Source organism: Pseudomonas sp. GYB4201 (assembly GCF_056312595.1).
Genome location: NZ_JBWGIG010000029.1, coordinates 40,921 through 53,480 on the forward strand (window position 1 = coordinate 40,921; position 12,560 = coordinate 53,480).

Sequence of the window (12,560 nt, forward strand, 5' to 3'; positions counted from 1 at the left end):
TCGACTTACAACGGCTTGACGGTGAACAGGCCATCTTCGTGGCCTTCTTCCGAACCGCCGTACACCTGCTCGGCGACGGTGCGGATGGCGCTGCCCTTGGCAGCCAGAATCTGGTCCATGGCGCCGGCGAACCAGCCGGTGAACATGTAGTCCACCTTGCGGCCGACCTTGCCGTACACGTACACGAAGCACGAGTGCTCAAGCTTGACGCTGGCGGTGCCTTTTTCCAGGTCGATGTCCTGGATCTTGAACAGGCCCCAGCCGCGTTGCGACAGGCGCTTCATGTAGTGTTCGAACACCGCCACGCCTTCCAGGCCATGGCATTCGGCTTCCTTCTCGCACCAGTGCCAGGCGGATTTGTAGCCAGCCTTGTAGAGAATTTCGGCGTAGGCGTCGGCGCCCAGCACTTCCTCGATGCCCATGTGGTTGTTGACGAAGAAATGCCGCGGCACGTACAGCATCGGCAGGGCGTCGGAGGTCCAGACACCGGTCTCGCTGTCGACTTCAATTGGCAATTGCGGGGCGATCTTGGCCATGGAAACTTAACTCCAGAAATTTGAAATAAGGGGGTGAGGCGGGTTAAGGCGTTACTCGCCCCACACGTCCTTCAGAACGTTGACCCAGTTTTCGCCCATGATCTTGCGCACCACGCGTTCGCTGTGGCCGCGCTTGAGCAGGGTCTCGGTCAGGTTCGGGAATTCGCCCACGGTGCGGATGCCCAGCGGGTTGATGATCTTGCCGAAGTTGGTCAGGCGCCGGGCGTAGCCCTTGTCGTGGGTCAGGTATTCGAAGAAGTCCTGGCCGTGGCCCTGGGTGAAGTCGGTGCCGATGCCGATGGAGTCTTCACCGACGATGTTCATGGTGTATTCGATGGCTTCGGCGTAGTCGTCGATGGTCGACTCGATGCCCTTGGCCAGGAACGGCGCGAACATGGTCACGCCCACGAAGCCGCCGTGGTCGGCGATGAACTTCAGTTCCGCGTCGGACTTGTTGCGCGGGTGCTCCTTGAGCCCGGAAGGCAGGCAGTGGGAGTAGCACACCGGCTTTTTCGATTCGAGAATCACTTCCTCGGAAGTCTTCGAGCCTACGTGGGACAGGTCGCACATGACGCCCACGCGGTTCATTTCGGCGACGATCTCGCGGCCGAAGCCCGACAGGCCGCCGTCGCGCTCGTAGCAGCCGGTGCCCACCAGGTTCTGGGTGTTGTAGCACATCTGCACGATACCCACGCCCAGCTGTTTGAACACTTCCACGTAGCCGATCTGGTCTTCGTAGGCATGGGCGTTCTGGAAGCCGAACAGGATGCCGGTCTTGCCCAGCTCCTTGGCCTTGCGGATGTCGGCGGTGCTGCGCACGGGCATCACCAGGTCGCTGTTTTCGCGCATCAGCTTCTGGCTCTTGCAGATGCTGTCGACGGTGGCCTGGAAGCCTTCCCACACCGAGACGGTGCAGTTGGCCATGGTCAGGCCGCCCTTACGCATGTCCTCGAACAGCTCACGGTTCCATTTGGCAATGATCAGCCCGTCGATAACGATGCTGTCGGCGTGCAGTTCGGCTGGGCTCATCAGGCTGTCCCCTTTAGGCATGTACCCGCGCCGAATCGTCTGCCGGCGCTTTGGAGCCAGCATATGCCTGCGCGCCCCGGCAGCCGGATGCAAAAACGACAGGGGGTTTGTTGAAAGCGTCAAGGCGACGCGCAGTTGTTCAAATACGGCGGTGGGGCGGGTTGGCTGGAATACTTACCGGATGCCGACCGCCCCTGCGGCCTGCCTAGATTGGTGGCCCGGACCGATCACCGCGAGCGGCCATTTATCAGGTACAACCATGAACATTGATCAACAGACGAGCTATCGCCAGCAGCTCGACGATTTTCTCGGCAGAATCCAGTCAAAGCTCCTGCCGGCCATCAACACTACGAGCGCGCTGGCGGGCCCCGCCCCCCTGTTGCCGTCAGCGCAAAAACGCGACGTGGCCTTGGTGGTCGAGGACACTTTGCTGGCCGTCAGGCAGGGGCTGGACGATAGACAGATGAATACGGTGCTGACGGTCTCGTACCTGGCGCAACTGTTGGCAAACGCTCTGTTTACCCCCGCCCTGCCAGAATGGGAGATTGAATACCGCAAAGCATTGACCGATGTCGGCTGGGACGTCGATACACAGGTTGTCCTGGCCGGAAGAGACTTTCCCAGCCTGACGCTGCCTGCGGTAGCCCGCACGATAGCCACGCGCATAGGCTGCCCGGACGCTGGGGAGCTGCTTGAAGACGCGGTAAGCCAACTGCCGCAATCGCCCAGAGCGTTCGGGTTGCTTGAACGCTGCAGCTTGCTCACGGGGAAGCTGTTCGCACTCAACATCATCCCGGTGCCGACCGTGACTGCCGACGGCAAAGTGCGGCTCGGTGTAGCGTTCGTGCGCATGCAAACCACCAACGGAACGCTGGGAAGCCTCCTGGCCAGCGTTTTGCTCAATGCATTTTCGCCGCGCCTGGCCTACGGCTTCTCCGCCACCATCTCGCTTGAGAAACTCACCTTCATGGGCCCGATCGTCGAGGAGGCGTTGCATGCCGTCAGAAAACGCCAATTCGAGGAAATCAGGCTGGGATGACTGCTTAGCTTTTTTCACCCGCCCCTATTCTTTACCCACCACCTGAGCCAAAATCCCCGCCATTGTTCTGCACATCTTGGCGGGGATCTCGCACATGAAATCTTGGTTACTGGTATTGGCTCTGGCTTCCCTGGGTGCCCACGCGGCCGAAGACGGCCCTACCCCCTGCGACAACGTTGACGACAGCAAGGCCAGCCTGGCCTGCTCGGCGTACAACAAGAAAACCGCCGAAAGCGAGCTCAAGGACGCCTACAAGGACCTGCTCGACCGCGCCAAGACTAACTTCAGCGGCGAACCGGCCAAGCAGGCCAAGATGAAGGACCTGGTTACCGCCGCCCAGGCCCAGTGGGAGAAGACCCGCGACGCCGACTGCGCCATCGAGACCTTCGAAGCCAAGCCGGGCACTCCGGAATTCACCACCGCCCAGGACGACTGCATCGCACAGAAGAGCGACGAACGGTCGGAATACCTGCAGACCCTGGCCAACCCGGGTGACGAAGGCGACGTGCCCGAGCAGTAAGCCCCTCTTTCACCAAGGCATTTTATGAAAATCTGCGGTATCGACATCAAGGCCAGCGAAGCCATCTTCGCCCTGGCCAGCCACGCAAGCGGCACCCTCGAGCACCTGGCGTTGCCACTCAAGAAACTGGCCCTGGACGACGATGAGGATGCCGCGCAGGTGAAAGCCTTCGCCCGTCAGCTGGCCGAGTTCGTCAGCGCCAACGGCATCACCCACCTGGCCATCAAGAAACGCAGCAAAAAGGGCGAGTTTGCCGGCGGCCCCATCACCTTCAAGATCGAAGGCATCCTGCAACTGCTGGAAGGCTGCGACGTGCAGCTGGTGTCACCGCAGACCATCAACGCCCAGGCGAAGAAACACGATATCGCCCTGCCCGCCTCGCTGAACAAATACCAGCACGACGCCTTCAAGGCGGCCTGCGCCCTGCTGCTGAAAACCCGCTAAACCTTACCATTGCGCGCAGGCAGGCTTACCCGATGCCGCCCAGCCTGCCACTGGCCTAGGTTGAGCCACCGGCCGTCCATGGAGGACTGCCACCGGCAAGGAGCGAGTACCCGCCATGAACCAGTCAGTGCAGCAGTACCGTGATCAGCTAGAAACCTTCGTCGCCACCCTCAACCTTCCCATGGCTGCCCAGGCCGCCGGCCTTCAACAAGCGCCCCCCAGCGCCGAGGCCCGCGACATGGGCCTGGTGATGGATAGCGGGGTGCTGGCCGTCAATCAGGGCCTGCACGACGAGCACCTCAGGGGGGTGATGCTGTGCACCCACTTCGCACAGTTGGTCGCCAGCGATCGTCACGCCATCGGCTCGCGGCAATGGGAGGACGAGTACATGGCAGCCTTGCGGAACCTGGGATGGCGCGCGGTGTGGGGCACCGAATTGCGTCAATCGCAGATGCCGCCTAACCCAAGCCTGGAAGCCGTACTGCAGACCATTTTCAGCAAAATCGACTGCGTAGAAGCTTCCCCACTCGTCGAGCGCATCCACGAAGGCTTGAAGAACTCCCCACGGGCCCTGGCCATGCTCGGTAAAAGCTCCCAGCAATACGGTTTCCAATACAACGCCGTGCGCTCCCAGAAAGGGGCGCCCCACATCAAGCTGGGGGCGGTATTCCTGCGCAGTGCAGAGGCGGGGCGTGCCGACGGCAAATGGTGGCGTGGCGCGAACAGCCTTGAGGCGAGCTTCGGCGTAGGGGTGGAGACGCGGCTGAGCCTCGATCAATTCGACACCATGATCGAGGTCGTCGAGCCCGCACTGGAAAACCTGACCCGTTATCTGTGGGAGCAGATACGCCTGTAGTAGCTGCCGAAGGCGGCGTCCGGCGGCGTGCCTGCAGGACCGCGGCGCTTGGGACGCAGCCTGCGGCAGCTGCTACGGGGGTGATTGGGAACGGGACTACTGTATGATCGGAAATGCCTGACAAATGCTGCTCGCGGGCCAGTGTTACCTTTGCCCGGTCGCCAAAAACGGCGACCGAGTGTGAGAACTCGCCAGCACCAAGAGCTTTGTCAGCGCGCTTCATGGCAGCTGTACCCGGGCGGGTTTCGGCCCGGCCGAGTTCCTTGGTGCCTCGGTTTCTCACCCCGTGTACAGCTGCCACCTTGTTCCGTGAGAAGAACAAGGTGGCGGCTCCATGAAGTGCATCAAGGAAAACACCATGAACAACTACCAAACCGGGACCGCCACCTTCGGCCCTCTCGACGCCAACGCCCTCCCCCTCTTCACCATCACCCCGGGCTTCAACGCCGAGGACGCCCTGGCGCACCTGAGCGTCTTGCTCAAGGGCGCCGAAGCCTGCGCCTTCGAACTCACCGAGTGCCCCGGCGACACCGCCCACGGCCTGGCGCTGTCCTTGGCCCAACAAATCGACACGGCCCGCGGCCTGGTCCAAGCCCTGCTGAACAGCCAAACCCTACCCACGTAGCAGCTGCCGAAGGCGGCGTCCGGCGGCGTGCCTGCAGAATCGCAGGGGCCCGGACGCAGCCTGCGGCAGCTGCTACGCCGGTTTGCGCAGGCTTAGCCAATGGGCAAAGGACTTATCCTCCAGCACATAGGCACCCCGGCTGGATTTCCACACCAGTTCTTTCTCGCGCAATGCCTCGATGCTGGCCTGGATGGTCTGGGTACCAGGCACCAGGTCACTGCCCAGGGTTTCCAGCACCTTGCTGACTGCAAGCACGGTGGCATCGGCGAAAGGCGCGAACGGTTCGCTGGCCAGCGAGCGATCCACCATCACCTGCAACACAGCACGTTGCGGCAACGTCAGGGTGTTCCACGCGCTTTCGAATTCGTTCCAGGCACCCGCGAGCACGGCCTCGGCGCCGCTGCGCAACAGCGCACCAAGATTTCCGGCCTCTCCAAGTTCCAGCGCCACGGTACTGATGATCGCGCGCAGCATTTCCGGACGCCGCCCCACCTGCTCGAAGGCATGCTCCACGTCGGCAGCACCGAACTGGTTATTCTGCGCCAGATGCTTGTTCAGCCATGCGGTATAGGCGCTGGTGAACTCTTTGCCCAGCAGCGGAAAAGTAGTGACGCTGGAGCCAAAGAACGGCTGGCTGCGGTTCAGTACCAGATGCGCCAGCTTGTCCCGGTTCGAACCGGTGAAAACCATATACACGCCCGGTTTCTCACGCCCCTGGTTGAGCTCGTCCCGGGCAGCCTTCAGCGCGAACATGGCGTTGATGCCGCTATCAGTGCTGAGCGCGTGCTGGGCTTCATCGATCACCAGCGCCAGCGGTTGCCCTGAAGCCTGGTGCAACAGTTCCAGCGCCTGGCTGAGCGTCGCGCCCGGTGGCAGCTGCGGCTGGGTGAAATCCCAGGAAAGCGTGCGCAGGAAATTGAGCTTATCCACCCCCAGGGATTTGGCGAGCTTGCGAATGCCCTTCTCAAACGGCACCAACGCATTGGCGATGGCCGTGGCGATCAGCTCTGCCGGATCAGTTTCACGGTCGCTCCACAGGTCGACATACACCGCCAGCCAGCCACGTTTCTGGCACTCGGGGATCAGGTCCTCGCGCAGGAAGGTGCTTTTCCCGGTACGCCGGGGCGCGGCCAGGAACAGCCCGGAGCTGTAGTCCAGCAGGCCCGCACCGGTGAGCCCATCCGCAATCTGGCCGGCCAGCGCGGGGCGACGAAAAACAAAACCTGCAGAGCTACTCATGGTTTTACACTCAATTATAAAAGCATGTATAAATTATACAGCTAAGTATAATTTACCATAATTCACCTCACACCACCCCCTCCCTACGCCGCTCCTCCCGCGGGCACCGCCCGAACCGTGCGCGGTAGCTACGGGTGAAATACGACGCCGACTCGAAACCGCAGGCAAGGCTCACCTCCAGCACGCTCATGCCGGTCTGGCGCAGCAGCTGCCGGGCTTTTTCCAGGCGCAGGCGCAGGTAAAAGGCGCTGGGCGTGTCGTTGAGGTGCAGCTTGAACAGCCGCTCCAGCTGCCGCCGGGTGACGTTGATGCCTTCCGCCAACGCCAGGGTGCTGAGCGGCGGCTCGGTGTGCTGTTCCATCTCGCCAATCACCTGCACCAGCTTCTTGTTGCTGACGCCATAGCGCGAGGCGATCTGCATGCGCTGGTGGTCCTTGCGCGGGCGAATACGCCCGACCACGAACTGCTCCGACACCTCGATGGCCAGGGCACTGCCGTGGGCCTGGGCGATCAGGTCGAGCATCAGGTCGATCGAGGCGGTGCCGCCGGCCGAGGTGATGCGCCGCCGGTCGATCTCGAACAGTTCCTGGGTCACCTCCAGCTGCGGGAAGGTTTCCTTGAAGGCATCCAGGGCCTCCCAGTGCAGGGTGGCGCGGTAGCCGTCGAGCAGGCCGGCCTTGGCCAGCACGAAGGCACCGGTGTCGATGCCGCCCAGGGCTACGCCGTTGTGGTCCAGCCGCCGCAGCCACTGCTGCAGGCCCGGGGTGACGGCCTTGAGCGGCTCGAAGCCGGCCACCACCAGCAACGTCGCCCCGGGCCCCAGGGCCTCCAGCGCGGCATCGGCGTTCACCGACATGCCGTTGCTGGCCAGCACCGGCCCGCCATCCAGGCTCAACACGTGCCAGCGGTACAGCTCGCCGCGAAAGCGGTTGGCCACGCGCAACGGCTCTACCGCGGAGATAAAGCCGATGGCGGAGAAACCGGGTAGCAAGAGGAAGTAGTAGTCCTGGGACATGGCCGCTCTCGTGCAGGGAAGCCTCGTTAATACGCCGCAGGTCGCCGCAGTGCAAGTGCGGGTCGCCGCAGTGCGAATTTACCGGCGCCCGGCAGGCTACCTTGTTGTCCAGGGTGCGCAGACGCCCTTCCCCCAATAACTAGAAACTGCCGCGAGAGGAGCCATCATGAAAAGACTGATCAGCTGCTGTCTGCTGATGCTCACCAGTACCGCGATGCTGTCGGCCGCCCAGGCCGCCGAACCCGAAAGTTGCAAGAACGTGCGCCTGGGCGTGGTCAACTGGACCGACGTGATGGCCACCAGCGCCATGACCCAGGTGCTGCTCGACGGCCTGGGCTACCAGACCAAGCAGACCAGCGCCTCCCAGCAGATCATCTTTGCCGGCATCCGCGACCAGCGCCTGGACCTCTTCCTGGGCTACTGGAACCCGCTGATGACCCAGACCATCACGCCCTTCGTGGAACAACAGCAGGTCAAGGTGCTGGCCGAACCCAGCCTCAAGGACGCCCGCGCGACCTTGGCCGTGCCCACCTACCTGGCCGACAAGGGCCTGAAGAGCTTCGCTGATATCGCCAGGTTCAAGAAGGAACTGGGCGGCAAGATCTACGGCATCGAGCCCGGCTCGGGCGCCAACAAGCAGATCAAGGACATGATCGCCAAGAACCAGTTCGGCCTGGGCGGCTTCCAGCTGGTGGAATCCAGCGAGGCCGGCATGCTCTCGGCAGTGACCCGCGCCACCCAGCGCAACGAAGCCATCGTGTTCTTCGGCTGGGCGCCGCACCCCATGAACGTCAACCTGAAGATGACCTACCTCAGCGGCAGCGACGGCGCCCTGGGGCCCAACGAAGGCATGGCCACGGTATGGACCGTAACCGCGCCGGACTACGCCAGCCGCTGCCCCAACGTGGACAAGCTGCTGACCAACCTGACCTTCAGCGCCGAAGACGAGAGCCGCATGATGCAGCCGCTGCTGGACCACAAGGACGCCCTGGAATCCGCCAAGGCCTGGCTCAAGGCCCACCCTGAAGACCAGAAACGCTGGCTGGCGGGTGTGACGACTTTCGACGGCAAGCCGGCTGAGCAGAACCTGCAACTCACCACAAACCCCTAAGCGCTCTGTAGCCGCTGCCGCCAGGCTGCGCTGGCCCTGCCAGACCCTGAAAACCTCCAGTGAGGCTCAGGGCCAGGGCAGCCTAGCGGCAGCGGCTACGGGACAGGTGCGCCTGTAATTCAAGAATTCAAGGAGACAGCATGAACCACGACGTGATCATCACCTGCGCCCTCACCGGCGCCGGCGACACCACCGGCAAGAGCCACCTGGTGCCCATCACCCCGCAACAGATCGCCGCTGCCGCCGTGGAAGCCGCCAAAGCCGGCGCCACCGTGGTGCACTGCCACGTGCGCGACCCGCAAACCGGCAAGTTCAGCCGCGACGTGGCCCTGTACCGCGAGGTGATGGAGCGCATCCGCGAGGCCGACATCGACATCATCGTCAACCTCACCGCTGGCATGGGCGGCGACCTGGAGATCGGCCCGGGCGAGTCGCCCATGGAGTTCGGCCCCAACACCGACCTGGTCGGCCCACTGGCCCGCCTAGCCCACGTGGAGGAACTGCTGCCGGAGATCTGCACCCTGGACTGCGGCACGCTCAACTTCGGCGACGGCGACAGCATCTACGTCTCCACCCCGGCGCAGCTGCGCGCCGGGGCCAAGCGCATCACCGAGCTGGGCGTGAAAGCCGAGCTGGAAATCTTCGACACCGGCCACCTGTGGTTCGCCAAGCAGATGATCAAGGAAGGCCTGCTGCACGACCCGCTGTTCCAGCTGTGCCTGGGCATTCCATGGGGCGCGCCGGCCGACACCACCACCATGAAGGCCATGGTCGACAACCTGCCGGCGGACGCCGTGTGGGCCGGCTTCGGCATCGGTCGCATGCAGATGCCCATGGCCGCACAGGCGGTGCTGCTGGGCGGCAACGTACGCGTGGGCCTGGAAGACAACCTGTGGCTGGAGAAAGGCGTGCTCGCCAGCAACGGCCAACTGGTCGAACGCGCCACCGAGATCCTCACCCGCCTGGGCGCCCGCGTGCTCACCCCGGCCGAGGGCCGCGCGAAGATGAACCTCACCCGTCGCACCTAAGGAACCGCCATGACCTTCATTACCGAGATCAAGACCTTCGCCGCGCTGGGCAGCGGCGTCATCGGCAGCGGCTGGGTGGCCCGCGCCCTGGCCCACGGCCTGGACGTGGTGGCCTGGGACCCGGCCCCCGGCGCCGAAGCCGCGTTGCGCCAGCGCGTTGCCAATGCCTGGCCAGCCCTGGTGCAGAACGGCCTGGCGCCTGGCGCCTCGCAGGAGCGCCTGCAGTTCGTCGACACCATCGAGGCCTGCGTCCGCAACGCCGACTTCATTCAGGAAAGCGCTCCCGAACGCCTGGAGCTGAAACTGGAGCTGCACGCGAAAATCAGTGCCGCGGCCAAACCCGACGCCCTGATCGGCTCCAGCACCTCGGGCCTGTTGCCCAGCGAATTCTATGAAGGCGCCACCCACCCTGAACGCTGCGTAGTAGGCCACCCGTTCAACCCGGTGTACCTGTTGCCCCTGGTGGAAGTGGTGGGCGGCCGCCAGACCGCGCCCGCAGCCGTGCAAGCCGCCCTGCAGGTGTATGAGTCACTGGGCATGCGCCCACTGCACGTGCGCAAGGAAGTGCCCGGCTTCATCGCCGACCGCCTGCTCGAAGCGCTGTGGCGCGAGGCCCTGCACCTGGTCAACGATGGCGTGGCCACCACCGGCGAGATCGACGACGCCATCCGTTTCGGCGCCGGCCTGCGCTGGTCGTTCATGGGCACATTCCTGACCTACACCCTGGCGGGCGGCGACGCCGGCATGCGCCACTTCATGAAGCAGTTCGGCCCGGCCCTGAAGTTGCCCTGGACCTACCTGCCAGCGCCGGAGCTCACCAACAAGCTGATCGATGACGTGGTCGACGGCACCACCGCACAACTGGGCAACCACAGCATCGCCGCCCTGGAACGCTACCGCGACGATTGCTTGCTGGCCGTGCTGGAAGCCGTACGCGCGACCAAGGCGAAACACGGCATGGAGTTCGCCGAATGATCACCTACCGCACACCGGTGCTGGAGGAGTGGGTGGATTACAACGGGCATCTGCGCGATGCCTTCTACCTGCTGATTTTCAGCTATGCCACTGATGCGTTCATGACGGCCGTGGGCATCGACCCACAGCGCGACCAGCGCTCGCTGTTCACCCTGGAGTGCCACATTAATTATCTGCATGAGGTAAAGCTTGGGGTGGAGGTACGGGTAAATACGCACATCGTGGCGCATGATCACAAACGCGTGCACCTCTACCATACCCTGCACGTACCTGGCTCGGATGACCCCGTGGCCACTTCCGAAAAAATGCTGCTGCATGTGGATCTGACGGGGCCACGCGCGGCGCCCTTCAATGATGCCGTGCGTCATCAACTGGCAACTTTTAGTCAACAGCAGCCAGCACTTCCCTCAACGGCATTTATCGGCCGTATCATCAACTTGCACCAGCGCTGATTGTTATTAGTCGGAGGCAATCCCCGCGCTGCGCCATTTCCCTCTTCAGCTGTTCGACGAGACAATCAATAATTACCTCACTGCCCGCGACAACCCAGTTACGGGCAGCTCGCCTACCACTGAAAAGGATTTTAAAACATGTCCATTATCGACTATAGCGAACTGTCCATCCGTGAACGGCTGGCCGCGTTCGATGCCATTGAACTGGCTGAGCCGGAAATTATCACGCCTTCTTTTAGCATCCTCGCTGACAACCGTTACGACGACGAAGACGACTTCGTGCCGGCAGAGGGCGAGAAGCATGCCAGTACCGGCGGCGGCAGCTTGATGACGTTTGAAGATGAAATGTCTCAGCAGAATGTTTTCGATGTTGAAAGCTGCACCTATTTTGCTCAGCGCGCGGCCTCGAAGAAATTCAATATGAAAAGCGAGATCGTGAAATGGTACGAAGAATATACCCGTGTGCTCGGTATCGTCGGCTGGAACCTGCGCAGCTATCAGTTTCAAGAGGTCAAGACCAACAGTACCAGCGTCAGCATTGATCAGATGGCAGTTCGGCTTATGTCGGTAGCCGCTGCGGGCGGCGGTAACATCGCTGCTGCCCTGCTTGCCTCGTTCAAAGACACCTTGAGCACGCTGGCACAGAGGGATCAGCCACTCAAAGCCTTCGACCGGCATGCCAGCACCGAACGCAACGGCGGCTTCCAGATGATGCCTTGCGGCGAGACCAAGGCAGGCCTGGTGAAAATACTGTTGAGCTGCAACTTCTACGAAGCCAAGGTCAACAAAGGCAAAGTGCTGTTTGTTTCGTGGAACAAATCAGATATCCGCATGTATGGCAGCGCCCAACTATCGACGATGAACCCCACCGTCTACGCCACCTTCAGGGGCGAAATCGAAGCGAAGATAGGCGAGCGCCGCCGAGAAGACTTCGACAAAATTAAAATCTAATATAAGTTTTTTCAAACCGGGCGCCTGAAGGCGCCCGGTTTCACGACAAGGATAGTTGAGATGCCGATCGAGTTTCGCAAATTTTCCTGCTCCAGGACATTGCTACTCTGCCGTAACCTGGATGCTGTTCAAGAGCAGGCCGTGCTGAAAGCAATATTATTCAGCCAGTTGAAGGCAGACAAATTGGATGCTTCGCTGAACAGCTCAAAGTGGCACACCTACCAGCAGGACGCGCTGGAACTTCTGGACTGGGCAATGGTGGCATCAGATGGCGAAGATCATAGCAGCGAGGAGACCATTACCGACGTGGTAGCGCAGTTGCGCCTAGCTATCGAGCAATGGCTGAAGCCGGAGACCGCGAGCACCGCCATAGAGTTGCTGGACGCATGGGCTACAAGCCGATCCACACCACCCACGGCGCCCTTGATGCTGGTGGTAACCAGTTCGTCAACCAGCGCACTGCTCCTCACCGCTAGTACCCGGACACACCTGTTATCCGAACCGCCACTGCAGGATGTCCGGCTAGGCATCCAGCGTTACCAGGTAGCACGGCACTTCTGGGCATTGGAAAAAAAGGTGGCGGCAGCTGTAGAGGAGCGCTTCGGCGCCGAATTCCTCGATTGGAACCAGCCGCAACCCGAAACCTCAGCGTGAAGCAAAAAAAGCCCCGATCCAGCCGTATCCGGATCGGGGCGCAGTGTGCTGCGAACAGCGTGTCGAAGGTGACCAGACCCGCACGC

General features: G+C 62.2%; 15 protein-coding genes. 11 read left to right on the top strand and 4 right to left on the bottom strand.

Annotation, left to right across the window (positions count from 1 at the left end; all coding sequences use genetic code 11):
- Positions 1 to 5: 5 nt before the first annotated feature.
- Both AC0Z2B_RS23540 and AC0Z2B_RS23545 read right to left on the bottom strand, forming a co-directional pair.
- Positions 6 to 536 carry a DUF5943 domain-containing protein gene (locus AC0Z2B_RS23540; protein WP_027980258.1) on the bottom strand — a complete coding sequence of 177 codons (531 nt, stop codon included), beginning with the start codon at positions 534 to 536 and terminating at the stop codon, positions 6 to 8.
- 51 nt (positions 537 to 587) lie between these two features.
- Positions 588 to 1,565, bottom strand: a complete 978-nt coding sequence (locus tag AC0Z2B_RS23545; protein ID WP_416427254.1) for a dipeptidase — start codon at positions 1,563 to 1,565, stop codon at positions 588 to 590.
- Between the two features lie 259 nt (positions 1,566 to 1,824).
- On the opposite strand from AC0Z2B_RS23545, the gene AC0Z2B_RS23550 reads away from it, so the two are divergent.
- The 5 genes from AC0Z2B_RS23550 (at position 1,825) to AC0Z2B_RS23570 (ending at position 5,049) form a co-directional block, all read left to right on the top strand.
- The gene (locus tag AC0Z2B_RS23550; protein ID WP_476299768.1) at positions 1,825 to 2,604 is read left to right on the top strand and encodes a hypothetical protein; all 780 of its coding nucleotides are present in this window, start codon (positions 1,825 to 1,827) and stop codon (positions 2,602 to 2,604) included.
- A 94-nt stretch (positions 2,605 to 2,698) separates the two neighbouring features.
- On the top strand, positions 2,699 to 3,124 hold the full coding sequence (locus AC0Z2B_RS23555) for a lysozyme inhibitor LprI family protein (RefSeq protein ID WP_416427256.1): 426 nt from the start codon (positions 2,699 to 2,701) through the stop codon (positions 3,122 to 3,124).
- 24 nt (positions 3,125 to 3,148) lie between these two features.
- Entirely contained in the window at positions 3,149 to 3,568 is a 420-nt protein-coding gene (locus AC0Z2B_RS23560) for a DUF3010 family protein (RefSeq protein WP_476299770.1), read from the top strand.
- Between the two features lie 115 nt (positions 3,569 to 3,683).
- Positions 3,684 to 4,424, top strand: a complete 741-nt coding sequence (locus AC0Z2B_RS23565) for a hypothetical protein (RefSeq protein WP_476299773.1) — start codon at positions 3,684 to 3,686, stop codon at positions 4,422 to 4,424.
- Between the two features lie 358 nt (positions 4,425 to 4,782).
- Positions 4,783 to 5,049, top strand: a complete 267-nt coding sequence (locus AC0Z2B_RS23570) for a hypothetical protein (protein ID WP_476299775.1) — start codon at positions 4,783 to 4,785, stop codon at positions 5,047 to 5,049.
- Positions 5,050 to 5,121: 72 nt separating this feature from the next.
- On the opposite strand, the gene AC0Z2B_RS23575 is transcribed toward AC0Z2B_RS23570, so the two are convergent.
- Positions 5,122 to 6,288: an ATP-binding protein gene (locus tag AC0Z2B_RS23575; protein ID WP_476299777.1), complete on the bottom strand. Its 1,167-nt coding sequence runs from the start codon at positions 6,286 to 6,288 to the stop codon at positions 5,122 to 5,124.
- A 67-nt stretch (positions 6,289 to 6,355) separates the two neighbouring features.
- A complete protein-coding gene (locus AC0Z2B_RS23580) occupies positions 6,356 to 7,303 on the bottom strand; it encodes a GlxA family transcriptional regulator (protein ID WP_476299779.1) in 948 nt (315 codons plus the stop codon).
- Between the two features lie 166 nt (positions 7,304 to 7,469).
- On the opposite strand from AC0Z2B_RS23580, the gene AC0Z2B_RS23585 reads away from it, so the two are divergent.
- The 6 genes from AC0Z2B_RS23585 to AC0Z2B_RS23610 all read left to right on the top strand — a co-directional run bounded on the left by AC0Z2B_RS23585 (position 7,470) and on the right by AC0Z2B_RS23610 (position 12,474).
- A complete protein-coding gene (locus tag AC0Z2B_RS23585) occupies positions 7,470 to 8,414 on the top strand; it encodes a choline ABC transporter substrate-binding protein (protein ID WP_416427261.1) in 945 nt (314 codons plus the stop codon).
- Between the two features lie 140 nt (positions 8,415 to 8,554).
- Positions 8,555 to 9,442: a 3-dehydrocarnitine:acetyl-CoA trimethylamine transferase CdhC gene (gene cdhC, locus AC0Z2B_RS23590; protein WP_476299781.1), complete on the top strand. Its 888-nt coding sequence runs from the start codon at positions 8,555 to 8,557 to the stop codon at positions 9,440 to 9,442.
- Between the two features lie 9 nt (positions 9,443 to 9,451).
- Positions 9,452 to 10,417 carry an L-carnitine dehydrogenase gene (locus tag AC0Z2B_RS23595; protein WP_476299783.1) on the top strand — a complete coding sequence of 322 codons (966 nt, stop codon included), beginning with the start codon at positions 9,452 to 9,454 and terminating at the stop codon, positions 10,415 to 10,417.
- Positions 10,414 to 10,869: a thioesterase family protein gene (locus AC0Z2B_RS23600; RefSeq protein WP_476299785.1), complete on the top strand. Its 456-nt coding sequence runs from the start codon at positions 10,414 to 10,416 to the stop codon at positions 10,867 to 10,869. Before AC0Z2B_RS23595 ends, AC0Z2B_RS23600 begins: the two co-directional genes overlap by 4 nt.
- A gap of 138 nt (positions 10,870 to 11,007) precedes the next feature.
- On the top strand, positions 11,008 to 11,820 hold the full coding sequence (locus AC0Z2B_RS23605; RefSeq protein WP_476299787.1) for a hypothetical protein: 813 nt from the start codon (positions 11,008 to 11,010) through the stop codon (positions 11,818 to 11,820).
- A 60-nt stretch (positions 11,821 to 11,880) separates the two neighbouring features.
- Positions 11,881 to 12,474, top strand: coding sequence for a hypothetical protein (locus tag AC0Z2B_RS23610; RefSeq protein ID WP_476299789.1), 594 nt, complete (start codon positions 11,881 to 11,883; stop codon positions 12,472 to 12,474).
- Positions 12,475 to 12,560: the final 86 nt, after the last annotated feature.

Coding starts and splice junctions, on each gene's coding strand:
- AC0Z2B_RS23595 (WP_476299783.1), top strand. CDS start 9,452: ATGACCTTCATTACCGAGATCAAGACCTTCGCCGCGCTGGGCAGCGGC.
- AC0Z2B_RS23555 (WP_416427256.1), top strand. CDS start 2,699: ATGAAATCTTGGTTACTGGTATTGGCTCTGGCTTCCCTGGGTGCCCAC.
- cdhC (WP_476299781.1), top strand. CDS start 8,555: ATGAACCACGACGTGATCATCACCTGCGCCCTCACCGGCGCCGGCGAC.
- AC0Z2B_RS23565 (WP_476299773.1), top strand. CDS start 3,684: ATGAACCAGTCAGTGCAGCAGTACCGTGATCAGCTAGAAACCTTCGTC.
- AC0Z2B_RS23545 (WP_416427254.1), bottom strand. CDS start 1,565: ATGAGCCCAGCCGAACTGCACGCCGACAGCATCGTTATCGACGGGCTG.
- AC0Z2B_RS23610 (WP_476299789.1), top strand. CDS start 11,881: ATGCCGATCGAGTTTCGCAAATTTTCCTGCTCCAGGACATTGCTACTC.
- AC0Z2B_RS23600 (WP_476299785.1), top strand. CDS start 10,414: ATGATCACCTACCGCACACCGGTGCTGGAGGAGTGGGTGGATTACAAC.
- AC0Z2B_RS23540 (WP_027980258.1), bottom strand. CDS start 536: ATGGCCAAGATCGCCCCGCAATTGCCAATTGAAGTCGACAGCGAGACC.
- AC0Z2B_RS23560 (WP_476299770.1), top strand. CDS start 3,149: ATGAAAATCTGCGGTATCGACATCAAGGCCAGCGAAGCCATCTTCGCC.
- AC0Z2B_RS23570 (WP_476299775.1), top strand. CDS start 4,783: ATGAACAACTACCAAACCGGGACCGCCACCTTCGGCCCTCTCGACGCC.
- AC0Z2B_RS23580 (WP_476299779.1), bottom strand. CDS start 7,303: ATGTCCCAGGACTACTACTTCCTCTTGCTACCCGGTTTCTCCGCCATC.
- AC0Z2B_RS23585 (WP_416427261.1), top strand. CDS start 7,470: ATGAAAAGACTGATCAGCTGCTGTCTGCTGATGCTCACCAGTACCGCG.
- AC0Z2B_RS23605 (WP_476299787.1), top strand. CDS start 11,008: ATGTCCATTATCGACTATAGCGAACTGTCCATCCGTGAACGGCTGGCC.
- AC0Z2B_RS23550 (WP_476299768.1), top strand. CDS start 1,825: ATGAACATTGATCAACAGACGAGCTATCGCCAGCAGCTCGACGATTTT.
- AC0Z2B_RS23575 (WP_476299777.1), bottom strand. CDS start 6,288: ATGAGTAGCTCTGCAGGTTTTGTTTTTCGTCGCCCCGCGCTGGCCGGC.